13 protein-coding genes are annotated in these 18,676 nt (G+C 38.2%); 6 read left to right on the top strand and 7 right to left on the bottom strand.

Annotated elements, in window-relative coordinates; genetic code table 11:
• Nucleotides 1–122 precede the first annotated feature (122 nt).
• The 6 genes from CA265_18610 to CA265_18585 all read right to left on the bottom strand — a co-directional run bounded on the left by CA265_18610 (nt 123) and on the right by CA265_18585 (nt 9,671).
• Complete coding sequence (locus tag CA265_18610; protein ID ARS41558.1) at nt 123–1,262, bottom strand: aminopeptidase; 1,140 nt, start codon at nt 1,260–1,262, stop codon at nt 123–125.
• A gap of 511 nt (nt 1,263–1,773) precedes the next feature.
• The gene (locus tag CA265_18605; GenBank protein ARS41557.1) at nt 1,774–2,712 is read right to left on the bottom strand and encodes a hypothetical protein; all 939 of its coding nucleotides are present in this window, start codon (nt 2,710–2,712) and stop codon (nt 1,774–1,776) included.
• A 23-nt stretch (nt 2,713–2,735) separates the two neighbouring features.
• On the bottom strand, nt 2,736–3,941 hold the full coding sequence (locus CA265_18600) for a hypothetical protein (GenBank protein ARS41556.1): 1,206 nt from the start codon (nt 3,939–3,941) through the stop codon (nt 2,736–2,738).
• Between the two features lie 79 nt (nt 3,942–4,020).
• Nucleotides 4,021–4,731 (bottom strand): hypothetical protein, encoded by a 711-nt coding sequence (locus CA265_18595; protein ID ARS41555.1) that lies wholly within the window; start codon nt 4,729–4,731, stop codon nt 4,021–4,023.
• Nucleotides 4,732–4,797: 66 nt separating this feature from the next.
• Entirely contained in the window at nt 4,798–7,215 is a 2,418-nt protein-coding gene (locus tag CA265_18590; GenBank protein ARS41554.1) for a TonB-dependent siderophore receptor, read from the bottom strand.
• Nucleotides 7,216–7,241: 26 nt separating this feature from the next.
• Nucleotides 7,242–9,671 carry a TonB-dependent siderophore receptor gene (locus CA265_18585; GenBank protein ARS41553.1) on the bottom strand — a complete coding sequence of 810 codons (2,430 nt, stop codon included), beginning with the start codon at nt 9,669–9,671 and terminating at the stop codon, nt 7,242–7,244.
• Nucleotides 9,672–10,139: 468 nt separating this feature from the next.
• On the opposite strand from CA265_18585, the gene CA265_18580 reads away from it, so the two are divergent.
• The 4 genes from CA265_18580 to CA265_18565 all read left to right on the top strand — a co-directional run bounded on the left by CA265_18580 (nt 10,140) and on the right by CA265_18565 (nt 16,582).
• Nucleotides 10,140–13,337, top strand: a complete 3,198-nt coding sequence (locus CA265_18580) for a hypothetical protein (protein ARS41552.1) — start codon at nt 10,140–10,142, stop codon at nt 13,335–13,337.
• A gap of 11 nt (nt 13,338–13,348) precedes the next feature.
• On the top strand, nt 13,349–14,866 hold the full coding sequence (locus CA265_18575; protein ARS41551.1) for a hypothetical protein: 1,518 nt from the start codon (nt 13,349–13,351) through the stop codon (nt 14,864–14,866).
• Nucleotides 14,867–15,000: 134 nt separating this feature from the next.
• Nucleotides 15,001–15,579 (top strand): hypothetical protein, encoded by a 579-nt coding sequence (locus tag CA265_18570; GenBank protein ARS41550.1) that lies wholly within the window; start codon nt 15,001–15,003, stop codon nt 15,577–15,579.
• Between the two features lie 19 nt (nt 15,580–15,598).
• Nucleotides 15,599–16,582: a hypothetical protein gene (locus CA265_18565; protein ARS41549.1), complete on the top strand. Its 984-nt coding sequence runs from the start codon at nt 15,599–15,601 to the stop codon at nt 16,580–16,582.
• 110 nt (nt 16,583–16,692) lie between these two features.
• On the opposite strand, the gene CA265_18560 is transcribed toward CA265_18565, so the two are convergent.
• Entirely contained in the window at nt 16,693–17,394 is a 702-nt protein-coding gene (locus CA265_18560; protein ARS41548.1) for a hypothetical protein, read from the bottom strand.
• 409 nt (nt 17,395–17,803) lie between these two features.
• Here CA265_18560 and CA265_18555 point away from each other — a divergent pair, with 409 nt between their 5' ends.
• Together CA265_18555 and CA265_18550 are read left to right on the top strand one after the other, a co-directional pair.
• Nucleotides 17,804–17,998 carry a hypothetical protein gene (locus CA265_18555; protein ID ARS41547.1) on the top strand — a complete coding sequence of 65 codons (195 nt, stop codon included), beginning with the start codon at nt 17,804–17,806 and terminating at the stop codon, nt 17,996–17,998.
• Nucleotides 17,977–18,675: an N-acetyltransferase gene (locus tag CA265_18550; GenBank protein ARS41546.1), complete on the top strand. Its 699-nt coding sequence runs from the start codon at nt 17,977–17,979 to the stop codon at nt 18,673–18,675. Before CA265_18555 ends, CA265_18550 begins: the two co-directional genes overlap by 22 nt.
• The last annotated feature ends 1 nt before the right edge of the window (nt 18,676 follow it).

The following is an 18,676-nucleotide window of genomic DNA, read 5'->3' as shown; positions in this document are numbered from 1 at the left end:
ATGATTATACAGGCTTGATTGCTATATTTAATTATCCCAAAGGCCTGTAATATTATCCCAACCGGTGAAAAAGGAATCCAATCGTTGGGTGTTCGACATTAAAGGTTTGAATCGAAAAGAGGCTACTCCATCATTTTTTGATTGAACGCAACAATTAATTTAAACAGATCCTGATATTCGGTAAGTGGTAACGTTTCTGGCTTATCGAACACATCGTGATAGGCAGTGGGACCGCCCTGTGTGTAAATGAAGAATGCAGGGACACCTTTTTCGGTAAAGAAATAATGATCGCTGTTGGCGGCTTTACCCCTCTGGTTTATTTTGGAGATATATTGATTTTCATTGTTGATGGCGTTGAGCATGGCAAATGCTTTAGGATAAACAGATGCGTTAACTACCGTCATTCCAGCCTCGCCGGTGCCAACTAAATCCAGGTTGATCAGAAATTTTATTTTGCTTAAAGGAACCAAAGGGTTTTCTACGAGATATCTCGATCCCAATAATCCGGCTTCTTCGGCGGCAAAACAGATAAAACCAATAGAATAGGCCTGGGGATGTGCGGCATAATATTTGGCGAGGCTCAATAAAGTGGCTACGCCGGCAGCATTATCATTTGCACCAGGGAAATAAGTGTCGGCACCCATTCCGCCCAAATGATCGTAATGTGCAGTAATGATTAAAAGAGAATCAGGAAATTTAGTGCCCTTAACTAAACCGCAAACATTGGCAGCCTGAAAATCGGGAATGAATTTATTTTCGATGTCGACGCTAATTGTTTTCGGTATTGCTGTTAAACGCTTTTTATTGATCTGAATCGTTGTTAAATCGCCAACTTCTGTTGCTACAGACCAGGTTAATTTATCTTTTAACAAAATATTTAATGATGACGAAGCCTGATAATGGAGGCTATCTATCTTGTTTAAAATTGCTTTTTGTTTAATACCAGGACTTTCGTTATTCACAATGAAATCTTTACCGGGAATGAGTTTTTGGCCGTTAATGGCCACCATCATTTTTCCTGGAAAAGTATTTACAGGGAAATTAAAAACCTGTTTATAATTTGCTCCCATCGGTAATAGACCGATTTTCTGATAAGTTTCTGCAAGGTATGTCGCAGATTTTTTCATCCCATCTCGGGTATAACCCCTGCCCCAAAATTCTTTTGATGTCAGGGTGTTAATGATATTTCTGGTATAAGTAGAATCTTGTGCGAAAGTATTGATTGCTAAAAAAAGGAAGATGATGAAGCCAAATTTTTTCATCCCGAAATTTAATAAATTAAATTGGACAACAACCTTACGGTTTTTAAACGGTATAACCTTGATACACCTACAATTTAGATAGTCAATTTTTTGTAAATAAAGGTTCGGTGTGCTTCGTTTACGAAAGTCCTGCTATCGCTTCAAGTCCTCACTCGTGCCTCGTTCCGGGCTTTCCGCTTTATCAGGTTTATTTAACTTGGGCCTGTAGTTCTTAAGTTTAAAGATGAAGCTAGTCAAAGCCGTAAGGGTATTTTATTATTGTAAATCTGCGTTAGGGATTGTAAGGGTTCTGTGCCGGTTTTCACCGGTACCGGAACGCAGCGCAGCCCTGAAAAGCCCGACCCTTTCCCGTATTTCACGGGATTGGGGAACGCCCATATCATTATGTAACTAATAAGTAAAAGGTTAAAATGGCTCTTGCTTATCGCTTGTAAGGTTTAAGTAAAAAATGGTTGATAGTTAACAGACCATTGCTATTAACCATCAACCATTCGTTATAAAAACAATTATTTTACTTTACCAGATAAGGCTGTAAAGCAGTTTTAATTTTTTCTTTGTTCTGGTTTGCTGACCATTTTTCTTTAATAGATTGATCGCCCAGGTTAAAAAGGGTTTCGTAAAGCAATTTGCCGTTCGCCATGGTTTGTACTTTAAATGTATTTTGCGAGCCAATAATATCAGCCCAAACACCGCGTACATCTGCCCAATAAGTTTGCTGGCTGGCCCACCATTTTTGTGCATATGCAAAAGTTTTAGGATCTATTTTCGTAAATTCCTCATAACCTTTTTCAACAGCTAAAAGTTTATCGCCACTGGCCGAACGCACAATTTTTTTATTATCCTGCTCAAACATCCAGCCATTTTTAGTGATGGTGATTCTGCTGCCACGGTTTAATACATTGTAATCTTTACGCACAGTAGATTCTCTTCTTGGTAGTGGAGAGTCGGTTTCGCTCGACCATGAATCGTGACCGCCAACATGGCTCCAGGTTCCGTAGCCCTGGTAACGTGGACTATCATCAACCTGATAAACTTTTTGCGTCCATTTTCCTTTCACATCAGCCGGAGTTAAATTGCCCTTTTTCCACGCATTACCTTCGGTATAAAGCATGATGTTGGTATCTTCATACGTCCAGTCCTGGCGCCAGTGTTTAATAACCGTGGTGTCGTTAATGGCCAGCATGTGTTGAATCACAATTCTTTTAGGTTCATCTACAATAATTTCTGCCCATTCGTTGCCATGGCTTTCGTAAGGTTTACTGAATTTGTAGTTTGGATCTGGAGCAGTAACTTCACCATAGTTGAAGTTCACTTCATAAAAGCCAGCTAAAGATTTTATTGCTTTTCTATCCTTTTCTAGTTTTTCTTCGGGAGTGTCTGCTTTTGTTTGTGCATGAGCATTAAGGGTGATTAAACCGCTTAATACTAAAATTAGGTTTAAAAATTTCATTTTTATGATTAATTAGGGTGTATTTAGTTTTCCGCCACTGCGGTATTTTTTTTCTTTTTTCCTTTTCCCCACCAGATAATAAATCCGGTTATGGGTAAACTTGCTGCGATTAAACTGGCAAAAAAGGCCATTATTTTTCCGGTTAATCCTAAAATGGCCCCAACATGGATATCGTAGTTCATGCCAATTACCGTTTCACCACCATTTTTTTCTGATTGGTTTGTTCTATGCAATAACTTGCCCGAGTATTGATCGAACTGGATCACATCATAATTCCAATAGGTTTCTTCACCACGATAACCTGTGGCATAAATGGTTGCTGTACCAGGTGCTGCCGGCGACATCCCAATGCGGTCTTCATTTTTAAAGATCTTTTTGGCCTGATCAAAAACAATATCGAATGGAACGGCTTTAATGCTTTTTGTTGAATCTGATTTTACTTCTACCACTTTGGGTGGCGTAGTGCTTCCTGATGCCACCACATAAACTGCCCCCTGAAACCATTGGAATGCCCAAACCAAACCTGTTAACGCCAGCATTAAACAGATCAGCATAACATAAAAACCCAGTACATTGTGCATGTCGTAGTTAATGCGTTTAAATTTGGCCTTCCATTTTACTTTAAAACTCTTATCGAAGTTCGATTTTTTGAGGTTTTTCGGCCACCACATGACCATGCCTGAAATGAGCAGGAAAACAAAAATGAAAGTCGACCAACCGATGATCTGCTGACCAATGGGATGATTGATCAGTAAACTCCAGTGGATCATTTTAACGACGGCAAAAAACTCATATTTATGGTCGGCAACCAGGGTTACTTTTCCTGTATATGGGTTTACCAATACGAGATCGTAATAATCAACTGAATCGAAATACCAGAAGGCTTTAGGGTCGCCGGCCTTATAAGTGCCAAATTCCCATGCCCTTTCCGGTGTTTTGTATGTAGAAATAAAGCTGATTTTCTTTTTATTCCCTAATGCTTTTTCGGCATTGGTTTGTAGTAAACTTAATGGTAAGGTTTTAGGATTTGAAGGAACATCAACAAAATAGGCTTTGCGGTGAATCAGTTCAGTAATTTCTTTTTGAAAAACGTACATGCATCCTGTAACGCCTAACATCAATACAATTAATCCTGATGCAATGCCCAGCCACAGGTGCAGCCAGTCGCTGATCCGTCTTAGTCGCGATTTCTTGTTTTTTGATTTGGTTGATGTTTTTGTTAGTGCCATTAGCAAAGTGGTATGAATAAAAGAACCAATTAGCCTTTTTTAAGACTAATTGGCTTTAAATTTTTATAAAAATTTACGACTACTTAACTGCAGTAGTATAAGTGACTAAATGCCAAACTTTATCGTAATCTTTTCCATTTAATTTTCCGGGCGTTTTATCTTCTGTAAAGGCTTCCAGAAAATAATTTCCTTTTTGTTCTGGTTTGAAAGTGAATTTTCCTTCTGCATCGGTTTCAGTAGGTTGTGCTTTTCTTTCAGCATTTACAACCGTTAACTTTTGTTTTGCAAAAGGAGCTTTGTTGTAAATTACCTGATGAACTGAAGTTTCACCCACTTTTAAAGCATGTTTATCCGGTCTGATGGTTAATGCTGCAGTTGCAGGGAAAGCCGTGTTTACTTTAGCATTTCCTACTGCCACATCTGCAAAGGCATAATATTCAATTTTAGCTTTTTCATAAATGTCAGCAACTTCATGAACTACAGAAAGTTTATAGGTGCCATCCTGATCAGGAGTGAAACTTGCTTTAAAAAAACGTACATCCGGAGCTGTGGTTAACACCTTAGTTGTTCCGTTTGGAGCGGTTAACACCAGGCTGAATTGTTTTAAATTGCTAAACCATTTTGCGGCTGAGTCAGGTTCGTTGCTCTCGTATTCTCCGAAGAAAACTTTCACTTCCTGTGCTTGTCCTTTTTTACCTGTTGAGGCTGTTTCTATCCATAAAGCATGTGCAAATGCACTCGAAATGCTAAAGGCTAGAAAGAAAAATAATAATGAGATTTTAGTTTTCATGTTTTCTGGGTTGGGTTTTAAAACCAGGAGAAATTGATCTGATTCAATTGCTCCTGATTGATTTAATTAAAATTTATAGGCTACACTTACTCTGTAGTTTCTTGGTGCTTCGGCTTGCCATGAGTAGACTGGTAGATCGTAGGTTGGAGCATTCCAGTAATTGGTGTAATACGCACCACTATACAAATACTTGTCTAAAATGTTAAATACATTGGCGGTTATTTTTATTTTTTTATGCGACCAGAATAAGCCTCCATCCAGTTTAAAATAATCAGGAAGATTTTCGTTAGCGTTTTCTCCGCTGTATGTTCCTACTGCTCTGCCGGCCAGGTATGTAAAACCTCCAGAAATCCCTGCACCTTTGAGCAGGCCATTCTGTAATGAATAGGTTAACCATGCATTCGTGGTATGTTTTGAAAAACCTGGTACAACCTGACCTACAAAAACGCCTTCAACTCCATCTGCTACCTTTGTTACCTTCGCATCAGTATAGGCATAGTTTGCAATTAAGTTTAATCCTTTGGCCAATTCACCACGGATATCAAACTCTATACCTTGTGCTCTTTTTTCGCCAATTACAATACTGAAAGTTTCTCCGGCCTTGTTAAGTGGATCTCCGGTAATCTCATTCTGTTTGGTAATTCTATAAACGGATAGGGTGGTGTTCCAACGGCCGTCAAACCAGTCTTTTTTGATACCCAATTCTTTGTTGTTACCGGTAATGGGTTTTGCGGTGCCACCATCCCGGAAAAAGCCGGTCTGTGGGGTAAAAGCTTCATCATAAACTGCATAAACAGAAGTGTTTTTATCAACCGATACGCTTAAGCCAACCCTTGGGGTTACATGTTTGGCTTTATCAGGTGAACCACCCCAGGCCGATTGACTTACATAAGTGTAACGACCTGCAAGGGTTAAACGAACAATATTATCGAAAAAGCCTAATTCATCCTGAACGTAACCGCTTAAGTATTTTTGATCCATTAAACCTCCTGCTGCAACAGCCCTTTGTTCTAATGGAGTAACACGGTCAAAGTTTGGATAACCGTTTGACGGGAAGCCATAATTCGGATTGTATAAATTAAATGGAGAACTGGCGAGATCTAAATCGTGAGACTGACCCCAATCGGCCATATAATTTTTCTTGCCACCATCAAAACCAGCTAAAATGCGGTGTACAATGCCACCTGTTTTAACCGTTCCGTTCACAAATAACTGAGCTAATTTCATGCTGCTTTCAGCATCCCATATCCCAACATTACGAATAATGGTACCATTTGGATATACTGCTGATGGCCATGAGCTTGTGCCATTTTGTAAATATTTATAATAAGCTGCCTGTGCAGTTAATTTCCAATTCTGACCTAGTTGTTGTGTTAAGTTCAATGTTACACTATGGTCGTTGATTCGGGTAGGCTGTACGCCAGGTTGTGTTAAAGTAAACTCCCTTGGTAAGCTGGCATACCCGGCAGTATTAAAAATATAATAAGAACCTACCTCAGTCATTTTTGCATTTTGCAAGGTATACTCTGCTGTTAGCTTGGTGCTTGGTGTTATTTGATAACTTAATACGGGTGCAAAACTGTAGCGGTCATTTTGTTCGAATGGTCTGAACGATCCCTTATTTTGTGCAGCTGCGTTTAACCTGAATAAGAATTTACCATCAGCAGTTAGTTTGTGGTCAAGATCAATTGTTGTACGGTATAAATCGAAGCTTCCGGCAGTAAACGAAACCTCGCCCTGGTTTAAACCGGTAGGTTTTTTAGTCACCACGTTATACATGCCGCTTGGATCGCCATTGCCCAGCATAAATCCGGCAGGACCTTTAACAAACTCAATATGGTCAACAAAGCTCATGTCTTCGGTTAATGGCCCCCAGTAAGATGAAACCACATTGAAACCATTACGCATGGCCTGAATTTGCGATCCGCGCATTAAAATATTGGTGTACATATCTCCCCAGTGTTCAAGACGAACTGCACCACTTACATTTCTAATCAAGCCATCGCTCATGCTAATGATCTGCTGGTCTTTAAGGATTCCACTACTTACGATTTGAATGTTTTGTGGTGCCTCTAACAATGGTTCGTTTAACCTGAGTGTAGCAGAAGGTAAGCTTACTTTGTATTTTTGATTAATCCCCGCTATTGTAATTTCCTCCAGCGCCTGGTCATTTTCTTTAAATACGAAATCGATAATTTTAGTCTCACCTGCAACAATCGTAATGCTTTTTTCTGAGGCGTCGATACCAACTGCAGAAGCTTTAATTGTATAAGTTCCGGCTTTAACACGGTTTATGGTGTATAAGCCATTATCATCTGATGTAGTGCCTTGACCCTTGCCCTTTAATCCAATTGAAATAAAGGCCGCTGGTTTTCCATTAGAAGTGCTAATCTTTCCCTTTATTGTTCCAAATTGTTGCGCAAATGAGAATAAGCTAAAGAGAGAGCATAAGAACGTTAAGCTAATGGGTTTAATTTTATTCATTTTTTAATATTTATTGTTGTTTTTAATTAGAATTTGTAGGTAACGCTGCCGGTAACAGTTCTTAGGTCTTGAGGATTCATGGTGCTGTAACCTGTCCAGTATTTTTGGTTGGTGAAGTTGTCTACTTTGGCTCCGATCCTGAATCTTGAATGGTCGTAAAATACCGAGGCATTGAAAACCTTATAAGCAGGTAATATAAATACCCCCTGGCTTACACTATTTACAATTTTGTTGTCGCTTGCATAATTACCGCCTGCGCCTAATCCAAAACCCTTAAGCGAGCCGGCATTGAATTTATAACTGATCCATAAGTTTGCTGAGTAGGGTGCCGCTGAATAAGCATCTCTTCTGCCCTCTACATCTGGCGATGCATTTTCTAAATGGTTATCGTTATAAGCGAAACCTGCAATAATATTTAAACCGTCAACAGGGTTTGCAATAACTTCAGCTTCTATACCTTTGCTAATTTTATTACCATCCTGAATTTGTGCATTAGGATTACTGGCATCTTGGTTATAACCCCTAACAATATCTTTAACTTTAATATAGTAGTAAGATACAGCGCCTGTTAATTTTCCATTAAAGATGTTCGTTTTAACACCACCTTCAATTTGGTTTGCCTGCTCGGCTTTAAAAGTATCACCTTTATAATCGATACCATTAACATTGTTAAAACCATTCTGGTAATTGGCAAATAATGATAACTGATCTTTAATCGGCTGAAATACCAAACCGAATTTTGGAGAAAAAACAGTTTGCTTGTAAGCACCTTTTGGAGATGAACCTGCACGGTCAGAGTTACCTTTGTTATCAAACCGGTCTACTCTTAAAGCGGCCAGGGCAATTAACCTGTCTGTTAAGTTAATTACATCAGAAACATAAGCACTGTAGGTATTGGTTTTAAAGTTATACGGATATTTAGGAACATTAGGAAGTGCCGCATAAAATGCAGCCAGATTATGTTCCGTAAAATCATTGTAATTTGCACCGGTTCCGTTTTTATTGGTTATATCAAAAGTATCGATCGAATAAAATAGCTGATCGGAGTTTTGGCTTAAATAATCCAGACCTAAAACCATTCTGTTTTTTACCGAACCTAAGTTGAAAGTGCCATTGAAATTTTGTTGAACCTCGTAGGTAAAAACCTTACTATTATCAGTTGATTGATCTGCTCTGGATAAAACTTCGGCGCCTGGTGCGGCAGCAGGGTTAAAATAGCTGTTTGGTACCAGGAACAAATATGTGCCACGCCCATTAGAGAAACTATAATTGCTTGAAAAACTGGTGTGCGAAGACCAATTATCGTTAAACTTATAATTAGCCTGTGAGAAGAAGTTAGAACTATTGTATTTCTGCTTCATCGCGTCGCCCGTAAAGGATTTGTCGTAAGCTATTCCAGCTTGGTCTGCCCTGTCAAAACCCAGTTGTGCAACCGGGAAATAGAAGAAAACAAAAGGTTTTAGGGTGCTTGTACCATTCGCAATTTCGGCGTCGAAAACAAAGTCTAATTTATCGTTTACTTTATATGATAAGCTCGGCGCAATGAAGAAACCTTTGTCAAACACATTCTCCTGAAAAGAACCTTTGTAATTATAAGAAGTATTTAATCGGGCATAAATGTGGTTATCTTTATCAACAGGAAAATTGAAATCGGTACTAACCCTGTTAAAATCGTAGCTGCCTGTCGAAAAACTTACCGCGCCTCCGGTTCCTTCAAAAGGTTTTTTGGTAATACGGTTAATTAAACCACCATATGAGGTTAATGTACTACCAAATAAAGTAGCAGATGGACCTTTAATAAACTCTACATTTTCTAAGTTAGCAGCATCGTTACGGCCGGTTACGTTACCAGCAATTCCGTTTCTCAGTTTCGCCTGTACAATAAAACCTCTTGATGCGTAATAAGCACCACCATCGCCACCCCGCGAAGTTGATTCCCACATTTTTTGAACACCAGTGGCATTACGGGCTGCATCATCAACCGAAAACACAAGCTGATCGGCCATTGTTTCTTTCGTAATTGTGGTATATACCTGCGGGTTTTCTAAGTTATTAAGTGGCATTTTCGAAACAAATTCACTTTTCTTAGCGATATACTTATTTACGCCCTGGTTAATATTTACTTCATTAAGCTGGTTTGAATTTTGGTTGATTACAAAATCAACGGTTTTGTGCTCACCAGCGGTAATCGTCACTGGTTTTTCTATGTTTTGGATACCAACAGCCGATACCCTTAATATATATGATCCTGGTTTAACCCGCTGGATTTCGAAAATACCCTTTTCGTTAGTTACATTTCCCAGACCTTTTCCTTTTAAACCTACTGAAATATAAGCTGCTGGTTTACCGTCGGAAGTGGTAACGGTACCACTTATGGTCGCAAACTGCTGAGCAAAGGAGAGTAGACTGGTAAAAGTTAAAAGAAACGTTATACTGAAAAGTCTGATTTTAAGCATGATAATATTTATTTGGATTAATTCTAAACAGCTGCAAAATAACGGTAGAAAAACGTATTATCCAAATTATTTTGAATTATTCTAAATAGATGAATTTGAGGCCTGTATTTCGGTGTTATATTTCTCTTTTTGGGCAAAAAGAAACGAATTACTTTAACGTTTTAGTCGATATTTTATCCGTATTTAAGCGCAATTTTTTACAACTAAACTTTTGGTAGAATTTCTCCAATTTTAATTTGGTGATGGGTGAGAATATGAGCTTATTTAGTGAAATGAGGCGTTTTGAGCAGTTAGCGGTAGATTATTAATTACAAATGTCATTTTTTATGAAACAAAATATGGTATATCGACCAATTTTTAGGTTAAAATATGGTTCATTTTGATTAAAAAAAAATTAAAATTTGAGTAAAAATATTGATACTTTTAGTTTATAATCAAACCTAACTAATCATCCTATCCCAACCATCAATGGAAAAAACTTCTACAAGACATTGCTATGTGAAATTTTTAGCGGCAACTTTTTTTTATTTGCTCATTCCCTGGCTCGCTTTTGCGCAGAAAACAATCAAAGGAACCGTTTTAGATCAGAATCAAAGCCCCATCCCCGGGGTATCTATTTTAGAAAAAGGGACAAAAAATGGTACATCAACAAATGCCGAAGGTAAATATGTACTGACCATACAAAACGAGAAGGCCGTTATTGTCGCCAGAATAGTAGGTTTCCTGCCGGTAGAAAAACCGCTTAATGGAAACAGTACTTTAAACTTCACGCTGGCTGATGACAATAAGATGCTGGATGAGGTGGTACTTATTGGCTATCAGAAAATTACAAGGAAGAAAACAACTGCTTCGATTTCCAGTATTTCGGGAAAAGAACTGGCCAATTTACCTGCATCAAGTTTCGATCAGTTGTTACAGGGTAGGCTTTCGGGGGTAAATGTTCAAAATTTTACGGGTCAGCCCGGCGTATCTCCATCTGTATCGGTGAGGGGTAACTCTACAGCGAGCACCAGCTACGATCAGTATAATACGATACGATCACCTTTATATGTGGTTGATGGAATACCGCAGTCGTCAGATGATTTTGTGCCGCCTGGAACAGGAACCGGTACTAACTATTTAGCGGGTATCAATCCGAATGATATTGAATCGATAGATGTACTGAAAGATGCATCTGCTGCAGCTATTTATGGCTCCAGGGCAGCTAATGGTGTAATCTTAATCACCACAAAAAAAGGAACAGGCGGCGAAACTAAAGTTAGCCTGAGTTCTTATGTAGGTTTTGTGCAAAGGCCGGATTTAAGAGAGGCAACCATCGGTGCTACAGAACGCAGACAAAAGATGGAAGTTTTGCAAAGGCAGCTTACCTACGACCAAAGAAGACAGCTACCTTATATACTTACGGATAGTTTAAACCCGGCTTTTAACGGAAATACCGATTGGCAGGATCTGTTTTATCAGGTAGGTAAGATTAATGACAACAATTTAAGTTTAACCGGTGGCGGAGAAAATGGGATGACCTATCGTTTTAGCGGAGGCTATTATAACGAACAGGGTATTATCAAAGGGACCGGATTTAAACGTTATAGCAGCAGACTTAACTTGTCATCAAGGGCATTGAACAAAAAATTGATGATCAATCCACAGTTTTATTATTCAAGGGCTGATCGGGCCAGGGGAAATGAGGATCCTGACGATCCTTCGAAACCTACCAAAATAGGCTCGGGTAATTTACCTTCTTCTCTGCTTAATTTGTCGCCAGAGAAACTCGACTTTTTTGTAAATCCCAATAGCGAAAACCTGGATAAAAATATCAGTAACCAGTTTGGGGTAAACCTAAATTTATCTTATGAGTTTAATAAACACTTTACACTAAACTCTCAGTCATCTTACACCGCAGATAATGCACGTAGGGATGCGAGTGTGAGCAGTTTATTAAACAATGGTTTCGGTAACGCCTCTACCAGCTTCTCTTCAAGTGCAATGGGTTTGAGAACCTCTAATTATTTAAATTATAATGGTTCGATACAAAAACACTCATTCACGGCTGTTGTTGGACAGGATATAGAGTACAGTCAGTATCAAAATACACAGGCTGCCGGATTTGGTGGTGCTTCTGATAATATTGAGGTGGTCACCGGATTTCAACAAGCCAATATCAGAGCATTATCGCAATATAGAGCCCATGGTTTAATTGCCTATTACGGACGTTTTAATTACGATTATGCGGAGAAATATTTATTATCTGCAACCATAAGAACCGATGGTTCATCAGGTTTTGGTGAGAATAACAAATGGGGCGTGTTTCCATCGCTATCTTTAGGCTGGATCTTGTCTGAAGAAAATTTCATGAAAAACATCACCAATAACCCATTTACACTGGTAAAAATCAGGGGTAGTTATGGTGCAACAGGTAATGAAGATTTAAGAAATGCTTACGTACAGTATAATAAGTATGTTGTTAATAATGGTGTTTTTGAAGGCAATGGTTTTATTGCTGGCGATGGTGGCGCCACTTCTTACAACGGCGTTACTGCAATAACACCAAACTTTGTTAACGGTGTAGCCCAAAAAGACCTAAGCTGGGAGAAATCTACCCAATGGAACATTGGTACCGATGTCGAAATACAAAATGGAAAATATGCATTCTCATTTGATGTGTATAATAAAGAGGTTAAGGAGAAACTATTTAACGTAGACCTACCAGTTACTTCAGGTTACGATGTTGCTTATACCAATGCCTTTTCGGTACGTAATGCAGGTATGGAACTTACTTTTACCGCAAACCCAATCAACAAAAAGATTAAATGGTATACCTCATTTAATATCTCCTACAACAAGAACCAGATCATGAGTTTGCCAAACGGCGGTAGAGATATCATTTTGAGTGGCGACAGGTTTGATAAAACACATATTTTATCGGTGGGTAGCCCTATTAATGCATTCTATCTTTATCAAACCAGGGGTGTGTTTTCGAGAACTTCAGATATTCCGCAGAACCCTTTCACCGGCGAGCGATATAGGAATAGCAACGGAACCTTTAACGAGGGGGATTTTTACCTGGCGGATTTAGATGGCGATTATTTCGTTGATATTTTTAATGATGGTATTAACCCGGATAAGATGCCAATTGGAGATCCAAATCCTCGTTTTACAGGTGGTTTTACCAATAACCTGAGTTATAAAAATTTCACACTTGGTATTTTTACCACCTTTACCTTTAAAAGAGATGTACTCAATTTATTCGATTCCGATCGTTTTGCAAACTCTCAGGATGGAAATGCTGTAGCTAATTTTGCTAATTTTTCTACGCCAGATCTGGATCGGTTGAATATCTGGAGAAGTGCAGGCGATAATGCAGAATATGCCAAGTACGATTTAGGTACTTACAGATATTATTATACAGGAGCACAAACTTTCTTCTTAGAAAAAGGTGGTTATTTAAGAATAAAAAGTATAAACCTTGGCTACGATCTTAATGCAAGCACATTAAAGAAACTGGGCTTAGGTCAATTTAAAATATTTGCCGTAGTAGATAATGTATGGATGTTCCAGCAATCTAAAAAACTACCAGATGCAGAGGCTGTAAATGGGTATGGCGAGTATAATGGAAACGGATATCCGATTCCGAAAAAATATACTTTAGGTGTTCAAGTTCAATTTTAATATCATCAATAATGAAAAATATAATTACAAAACTCAGCATATTAAGTACTGTAATCATTATAGTTACCACCAGTGCCTGTAAAAAATTACTTTACGAAGAACCCAAAGATGCGCCATATGAGCAAACATTTTGGAAAACAGCCAAAGATGTAAGGAGTGCCATGGCTGGTAATTATGCGATGTTCCGTAGCGCTATTACCAATAAAAGTAACCGGTATTTCATGTATGGAGATGCAATCGCCAAAAATTACTTTACCATCCAATATACAGGAGATGGCCTGGAAGGTATACAGAATGGCGATTTTACCTTTCAGTACAACTTAAATAGCCTGGCAAATTATACCTTATATTATAAAAGCATTGCCATGTCTAATCTCATTTTGCAAAAAGCAGCTGGCATGAGCAATTCTCAATTGTCTTCTGAAGATGATCCTGCCGAATTTAGAAATAATATTATGGGACAGGCCTACTTTCTAAGAGCATTGAGTTATTTTATGATGGTTAGGGTTTGGGGCGATGTACCTGTTGTTACCGAAGCCTATGAAGATCCGATTAATGCACCTCAATTGCCTAGAACATCGAAAGCAGAAGTGATGAAACTGATTGAGAGCGATTGCCATAAAGCCATTAATTTGTTAAGCTGGAATTATGCCAACAGTGGCGATGCAAAAGTGACAGCCAATAAAGGGTCTGGTTATGCGCTTTTAGCTCATTTATTTTTGTGGCGCGCTACTATGTCCAATGTAGCCTCAGATGCACCAAATATGGTTGACGTGAATAGTGCCGATACCACCATTAACACCTTAATTAGTCGTGGAGGTTATACATTAACAGATACTGCAAATTATAAAAACACCTTTATAGGCCGTTCTTCAGAAGGTATTTTTGAGATCAACATCAGTGAGAATACCCTTGAAGGCTCAAATAGTTCGGTGGGTGGATTTTTCTTAAACGAATCTTATATTGTTGGAAATGGCAACAACCCAAGGTATTTTGTAGTGCCGAGGTATTTAGATGATCATTTTTACACGACTACCGATATCAGGTATAAAAAAGGATTTGATTTAACCATACCAGAAAAACCAGCGTCTTTAAAATACAGTAATGTAACCTATCGAAACCCAGGACAAAAATTAAATCCTTATTTAAGCAATAACATCATCATATTCCGTTTAGCTGATATGAGGTTGTTAAAAGCCGAAATTGCACTGTATAAAGGAGATGCGGCTACCGCAACAACTATTATTAACACGTTTAGAACAAGAAACGACCCTAATCCTGTTTTGGTAGATCCTGGCTTAACGGTAGATGAGGTGATGGATGAATACATTATAGAGCGTGGAAGAGAAATGTTTTTAGAAGGACACCTGTTTTATGATTTATTGAGAACCAGAAGGTATGGATTCCTTGTAGACTGGCTTCCGGTAGAAAGATTTAGAAAAGAGGGCTTTTATTGGCCGGTAGATCCTGCTCTGTTTAGGAATAATCCATATTTAAAACAAACCACCTATTGGTTGGGTAAAGTGTAAATAAATTAATCTTTAGATTAAAAATCATGAAAAATAATATTCTAATATATATAGCTATAGTCGTAGTCGCTTTCTCGGCATGTAAAAAAGACGACTATAAGCGCGATGGAGGGCCCAGCAACGCCTACGTGGATATGACTACCTACGATTACTTAAAATCTAACCGGAATTTTGATTCTTTGGTTAAAGTAATCGATAAAGCTGGTTTAAAAGATGCTGTAAATGGAAATGTAACTTTCTTTGCCACCACTAATTATAGTGTTGCCGATTATGTAAAGGCAAAGAAAAACCAAAAGGCTATTGAAACCGGAAATGAAAATATTAATTTCGGAATAAAGGATATTCCTGCTCAGGAGCTTAGTGATTCGTTGAAGACCTATCTTTTTGCCGGAAAAATTGATAGAGATCAGATTACGCTGGGAGGCAAACTATACAACAGCGCACTCGGTGTAATTCCCAATGTTCAGTATTTAATCAAATTCAGACGTTCTTTTGAATATGGGCAGTATGTAAATTACGTAGATTATGTTACCTATACCAAGGTAATTGGTACACGTGATGATAAAGAACCTAATCAGGATGCAATACCTGAAGATCAAAAAGACAAAGCGGTAGACGTCCAGACTTCTGGCATTATCACAAAAACAGGGATTGTTCATGTTTTAAGTGGAAATCATAGGTTGTTCTTTAATGGGCAGCCACTAGGGAATTAAATCATAAATTATTTAAATTATGAAAATTAAATATATTTTGGGCATACTATTCTTGTTGAGTATTTATGCCTGTTCAAAAATTGAGAATGGTTTCCAAAGTGACTCCATTCGCTATAAAGACAACGATATTTTTGCTAAAAGAGGCTTGATACTTTTCCAGTCTGACAGGATTAACGCAGATGGTTCAACACCACCTTATACCTTTAAAATGTTAAACCTGAGAAAAGAAGATGGCTCTCCGGCGCCGGCTGAGTTTTCTAAAGAATACGAGATCCTGGTGTTCAAGGAAGGTACAAGTTTTAATGCCGAAACTGACGTAACTGTTGAGCTGCTGAACAAGAAAAGAGAATTGGTGAAAAAATTACCAATGTATTTTAACGAAAATAGCGGGCAGCTAACTTTTAACAGGGCATCGGCTAATTTACCGTTGGGCAGATATGTGTTTGATGTTGAAATGACCAATCGTACAGGCACAAAACTTTTTCCTAAAATGGCCACCATAAATGTTGTAGATCCAATTGGAGAAGATTTATTCGTGATCACAGATAATGTTTCTAACGGTTTTAATGATGTTACGGGTGTAGCCACGCCGATGAAAAATCCAATCATTACCTGTACCAAAATATCTAACCAGGGAGCAAGGGCCATTTTAAAGATGGTTGATAAAAATGGTAAAGTTTTTAATCCTAAAGCAGGAGAAATTATAGCAAGGGGAGATAGGCCAATTTTTGAAAACTATGCTAAATTCAACCCGGTTATTCAAACTGATACCGCCATGATCTGCGATTTTGAGGTAGCACCGTTTCCTTTAACAAAATATGTTACACCAACTACCGATTGGGGTTTCTTAATGTATTACAGGATACCGAGCACCTTTGTAAAGTCAATAGATGGCTTTCCGGCATCACCAGGTTTTTCTGTAAATCCAAGATGGTCGTGGCAGTTAAAATTAGAGGGAACTTATGTCATCCAGGTGAAATTTACTGATGTGGTCAAAAAATAATTCAAGAAGAGGGCTATGTCATTAATGGTCTCTTCCTGAATTGTAAATATAAAAAGGGCAATTTTCATATCGAAAGTTGCCCTTTTTTATGGATCAATATTTTTATGCGATTATTTAATCAATATGGCCTGCAAACTTAAAGGACGTTCAGTTTCATTTGCTGGTGTTACCAAACCGCCACAAATAATGTCATAATGATAACCCGCTGTAAAAGTAGTGCTGGCAGAAGTAGCTTTAACAGTTCCCGATGAAGTTTCTTTTGCATCCAATGTATAAGTTCCTGCATCTACAGCAATAAAACCACTTGCACTTTTATAGGCTTTATTAGTAGCCAGCATGGTGGTAGCGCTGGTTTTTGCCAGGTCTAAAGCCGGTGCATCAGGTGATAAGTTGATAAAACGGATATAAGCTTTATCCGTTGATGGAATAGAAAGATCATCCCCAATGGTATAAGTATCTAATGCAGCAGGTTTGTTAATTAAATAAGAAGAATAATAAGTGCCCGGACTTAAGGTAAGGGTTTTGGTTAACAAACTCTCTGTACTGCTGGCAGTAGTAAATTTTAGACTGTAGCTGCCTGCGGGATAAGAAAGATAGGCAGCGGAGCCACCGAATGGTAAAGCTGCCGAATTAACTATGCTCCCGTTAAAGTAAGCATTGTAGGTTGCCAAAGAAGGTGATGCATTGATTACCCTTAAATAAGATATGGTAGGATCGGCAGTTTCGGTTTTTTTACAGGAAGTTAATGCTGTAAAAGCGATTAGAACAAATAAAGTGATCGATTTGAAATGAAATGGCGTAAAATTCTTCATACAGTTAAAATTTTGATTTAATATTTAAGAAGTATCCATAAAACGATAGCCAGATCGCATTCGCTACAGACGTACAAATATTGGGGTTAAACCGTATTGCAGGATGTTAAATGATGTTAAGCAGATGTTAAAGTTTGTCGCGTTTTTTTAACAATGTTAAAATTGGTAACTGTACCAATAGCCGAACGATACATTACCCGAAAATTTTTAAAAGCCATTAGCTGCCCAAATCCTCGTTTAAGTCAGATTAATTCAATAAAATGGAAAGCTTAACATAAAAAAATGACGATATTATTGTGTAACTCGATTTTTATTTAAACCTTTGCACCTCAATAGAGTTAAAGCCGTTTTAATACGCAAGAAATGATTAAACAAATTTTATATAAGCTTTCTGTTTCCTCAGCACAAAATGTGTCTGGGAAAGGTTTGTTTATTAATCATTTTCAGCCCGTATTTTATTATCCCACAAGCCGGCAAAATTTCACTCCACGTATTTAGTACCCACACTAAACGTAACGAGGAATTGATCCTCTCTAAAAACCCAATTAACAAGAATACTTATAATTTTTCGTTAGAAAACGAATGGATATTAACGAATTTATAGTGCAGGTTGCACTTCCTGAACATCGTGTATTTGCCGAAGAAATAGTAACAGAGATGGCTGAATCGGCAAAAGCTCGTGGAACAGGCATTGCTAAGCGTTCGCCGGAATATATTTCTAATAAAATGCAGGAGGGCAAATCGGTTATTGCTTTCCACAAGGATGGTTCCTGGGCGGGATTTTGCTATATAGAAACCTGGAGCCACGGACAGTTTGTGGCCAATAGTGGTTTGGTGGTAAGCCCTAAATACCGCAAAGCGGGATTAGCAAAGGCCATTAAAAATGAAATTTTCGGTTTGTCGAGAAAGTTGTACCCAAAAGCGAAAATATTTGGTCTAACCACTGGCTTGGCCGTCATGAAAATCAATTCTGATTTAGGCTATGAACCTGTAACCTACAGCGAACTTACCCAGGATGAAGAATTTTGGAAAGGCTGCCAGAGCTGCGTAAACTTCGAAATCTTAAAAATGAAGGAACGCAAAAACTGTATGTGTACAGCTATGCTTTACGATCCGGCTGAGAAAAAGCACGAAGTAGCCAAGCAATTTGCCGAAGAACTGCAAAAGAAACCCAAATTATACGAGCGCTTTATGCGCATTAAACAGCGCTTAGTTGTTAAACCTAAGCCAAAAAATGGCTTAAAAGCCCTTTTATTTTTATTTACCTTTTTATTTAAATAGC

Source organism: Sphingobacteriaceae bacterium GW460-11-11-14-LB5 (assembly GCA_002151545.1).
GTDB lineage: Bacteria > Bacteroidota > Bacteroidia > Sphingobacteriales > Sphingobacteriaceae > Pedobacter.
This window is presented reverse-complemented; position numbering and strand designations above follow the sequence as displayed.

What these genes read in the sequence shown, in the direction of transcription:
- CA265_18610 (ARS41558.1), bottom strand. Translation starts at nt 1,262, where the DNA reads ATGAAAAAATTTGGCTTCATCATCTTCCTTTTTTTAGCAATCAATACT.
- CA265_18605 (ARS41557.1), bottom strand. Translation starts at nt 2,712, where the DNA reads ATGAAATTTTTAAACCTAATTTTAGTATTAAGCGGTTTAATCACCCTT.
- CA265_18600 (ARS41556.1), bottom strand. Translation starts at nt 3,941, where the DNA reads ATGGCACTAACAAAAACATCAACCAAATCAAAAAACAAGAAATCGCGA.
- CA265_18595 (ARS41555.1), bottom strand. Translation starts at nt 4,731, where the DNA reads ATGAAAACTAAAATCTCATTATTATTTTTCTTTCTAGCCTTTAGCATT.
- CA265_18590 (ARS41554.1), bottom strand. Translation starts at nt 7,215, where the DNA reads ATGAATAAAATTAAACCCATTAGCTTAACGTTCTTATGCTCTCTCTTT.
- CA265_18585 (ARS41553.1), bottom strand. Translation starts at nt 9,671, where the DNA reads ATGCTTAAAATCAGACTTTTCAGTATAACGTTTCTTTTAACTTTTACC.
- CA265_18580 (ARS41552.1), top strand. Translation starts at nt 10,140, where the DNA reads ATGGAAAAAACTTCTACAAGACATTGCTATGTGAAATTTTTAGCGGCA.
- CA265_18575 (ARS41551.1), top strand. Translation starts at nt 13,349, where the DNA reads ATGAAAAATATAATTACAAAACTCAGCATATTAAGTACTGTAATCATT.
- CA265_18570 (ARS41550.1), top strand. Translation starts at nt 15,001, where the DNA reads ATGACTACCTACGATTACTTAAAATCTAACCGGAATTTTGATTCTTTG.
- CA265_18565 (ARS41549.1), top strand. Translation starts at nt 15,599, where the DNA reads ATGAAAATTAAATATATTTTGGGCATACTATTCTTGTTGAGTATTTAT.
- CA265_18560 (ARS41548.1), bottom strand. Translation starts at nt 17,394, where the DNA reads ATGAAGAATTTTACGCCATTTCATTTCAAATCGATCACTTTATTTGTT.
- CA265_18555 (ARS41547.1), top strand. Translation starts at nt 17,804, where the DNA reads ATGTGTCTGGGAAAGGTTTGTTTATTAATCATTTTCAGCCCGTATTTT.
- CA265_18550 (ARS41546.1), top strand. Translation starts at nt 17,977, where the DNA reads ATGGATATTAACGAATTTATAGTGCAGGTTGCACTTCCTGAACATCGT.